The following is a 2,535-nucleotide window of genomic DNA, read 5'->3' as shown; positions in this document are numbered from 1 at the left end:
ATGGTCGCCAACCGCACCTTTGATGGTGGCCGCCTGCGCGACGATGGCGTCCAGTGAACCGAACTCGTTCAACCATTTGGCCGCAGTTTTTGGCCCTACTTTGGGTACACCCGGCACGTTGTCCACGGTATCTCCCACCAAGGTCTGGTAGTCCCGCATCAGGTGCGGCGGCACGCCAAATTCGGCAGTCACACCCGCCACGTCGCGACGCTTGCCGTTCATGGTGTCAATGATGGTGACGTTGGCATTCACCAGTTGCGCCAGGTCCTTGTCACCGCTGCTGACAATCACCTCCATACCCAGCCGGGCACCTGCGGCAGCCAGTGTGCCAATCACGTCATCGGCCTCGACCCCAGGCACATCAAGCACCTTCCAGCCCATCAAGCGAACCACTTCATGGATCGGTTCGATCTGGCGTCGCAGATCATCGGGCATCGGCGAACGATTGGCTTTGTACTCGGGGTAAATTGCATCCCGAAAATTCGGGCCCTTGGCATCAAACACACACGCGGCGTACTGTGCAGGCACCTCCTTGCGCAGACTCTGCAGCATATTGATCATCCCGCGAATGGCACCAGTGGGCATGCTGCCCGGGTCACCGGGTACTGCCCGGAGATCCGGCATGGCATGGAATGCCCGGTACAGGTAGCTGGAGCCGTCCACCAGCAGCAGCGTTAATTTTGGGGCAGTGTTCATAGTGACATTTTGCCTGCGCATTCGGGCAACGGGTCCGCTTCCTTACAATCCTCCGATGCTTTTTTGCCCGATCCATTTTTTCCTGCTGGTGTTTTCTGGTGCCATGGCTGGGCCTGGCCTCACTCTGGCTGGCACCGCTGCCACTGCGCCCTGATTCATGGCTGTTTACACCGAGGTCTCCAAAAAAGAGGCTCGCTCCCTGTTGCGTGCACTAAATCTGGGCGAACTCAGTCACATGCAAGCCTGCACCGGCGGCATTGAAAACACCAATTACTTTGTCACTAGCCAAAATGATGGGGTGACGCGCGATTACGTTTTGACGCTGTTTGAACGCCTGACCGCCGACCAATTGCCGTTTTACCTGCATTTGATGAAACATTTCGCCCAGCAAGGCATTGCTGTGCCGGAACCTCAAGGTGATTCAAAAGGCAAACTGGTATTTGAGCTCCAAAATAAGCCGGCTGCGGTGGTTACCCGGTTGCGTGGCCAGAGCGTGCAACAACCCACCGCCGAGCATTGCGCGCAGATGGGGGCGACCTTGGCACGACTGCATCTGGCTGGTCAGAACTTCGCATTGCAACAACCCCACCTGCGTGGGCTGGCATGGTGGAACGACACCGTGCCGCAGGTGCTGCCTTTTCTTGACACCAGCCAGGCCGACCTGATGAACGCAGAGTTGGCACTGCAAAATCACCTGGCAACCTCGAGCCGTTACAACGCACTGCCACGCGGCCCGATCCATGCCGATCTTTTTCTGGACAACGTCTTGTTTACCGATCTGGACGGAAAACCGATCCTCAGCGGCATTTTCGACTTTTATTTCGCCGGGGTTGACACTTGGCTCTTTGATATGGCCGTCTGCCTGAATGTTTGGTGTGTTGACCCGTCAGCGCATATTCATCAACCATTGTTAGCTAGTTCTTTTATAGCATCTTATAACGTCGTCAGACCCTTGGAGGACAGCGAGCGCGCCTTGCTGCCCGCGATGCTGCGAGCCGCAGCATTGCGCTTCTGGATCTCCCGGCTGTGGGACCAGTTCCTGCCTCGCCAGGCCAGCGTTCTTGAGGCCCATGATCCCGCACATTTTGAGCGCGTGCTGCGGCTTCGTGCCGCCGCCCCATTGGACTATTTTTCGCTGGCGGGTCTGTCATGAAACTGCGACTCGTGCCGGCTCGTCAGGGCGTTTCCTGGGTCAGGCTTGGTGTGCGCACTTTTTTCAGGCAACCGTTGGCGCTCGCCGGGCTGCTGTTCATGTTCATGGCGCTGATGTCTGTGGCTGGCATGGTGCCGTTGATCGGTCTGCCCATTGCCATGACCCTGTTGCCGGCCTGTACGCTGGGTTTGATGGCAGCCTCGCGTGAAGCGACGCAAGGACGTTTTCCCATGCCCTTGATTCTGCTGACTGCCTTTCGCTCCGGTGCGCCGACCTTGCGCGCCATGCTGACCCTGGGTGCACTCTATGCACTTGGCTTTGTCGCTGTGATGGGGCTGTCCTATCTGATTGATGGCGGTGGTTTTGCAGGCATGTATCTGGGTGGTCAGGCGCCCACCAGCGAGATGCTGGTTTCGGCCGAGTTTCAGGCTGCGATGTGGGTCTTTATCGGCTTGCATCTGCCCTTGTCCTTGCTGTTCTGGCATGCACCGGCCCTGGTGTACTGGAACAAACTGTCACCTGCCAAAAGCATGTTTTTCAGCATCGTTGCGTGTTTTCGCAACTTTTGGGCCTATACCCTGTTTGCCGGGCTGTGGATGGGCATCATGGTGGTGACTGTATTGCTGGTAACGGCGCTGTCCAGTCTGCTCGGCAGTCCAGGATTGGCCGCTTCAATGATGCTGCCG

General features: G+C 57.6%; 3 protein-coding genes. 2 read left to right on the top strand and 1 reads right to left on the bottom strand.

Features of this window, described 5'->3' with window-relative positions:
- Window positions 1-696: 5'-3' exonuclease H3TH domain-containing protein (locus KBF66_RS19570; protein WP_296661447.1), on the bottom strand; the 696-nt coding region annotated here is incomplete at its 3' end.
- 157 nt (window positions 697-853) lie between these two features.
- Here KBF66_RS19570 and KBF66_RS19565 point away from each other — a divergent pair.
- Window positions 854-1,849 carry a homoserine kinase gene (locus KBF66_RS19565; protein WP_296661444.1) on the top strand — a complete coding sequence of 332 codons (996 nt, stop codon included), beginning with the start codon at window positions 854-856 and terminating at the stop codon, window positions 1,847-1,849.
- Window positions 1,846-2,535, top strand: a 690-nt coding sequence (locus tag KBF66_RS19560; RefSeq protein ID WP_296661442.1) for a BPSS1780 family membrane protein, incomplete at its 3' end; no start/stop codon positions are given. The genes KBF66_RS19565 and KBF66_RS19560, both read left to right, overlap by 4 nt.

Source organism: Rhodoferax sp., from assembly GCF_018063565.1.
In the GTDB taxonomy this organism is placed as follows: Bacteria; Pseudomonadota; Gammaproteobacteria; order Burkholderiales; family Burkholderiaceae_C; genus Rhodoferax.
This window is presented reverse-complemented; position numbering and strand designations above follow the sequence as displayed.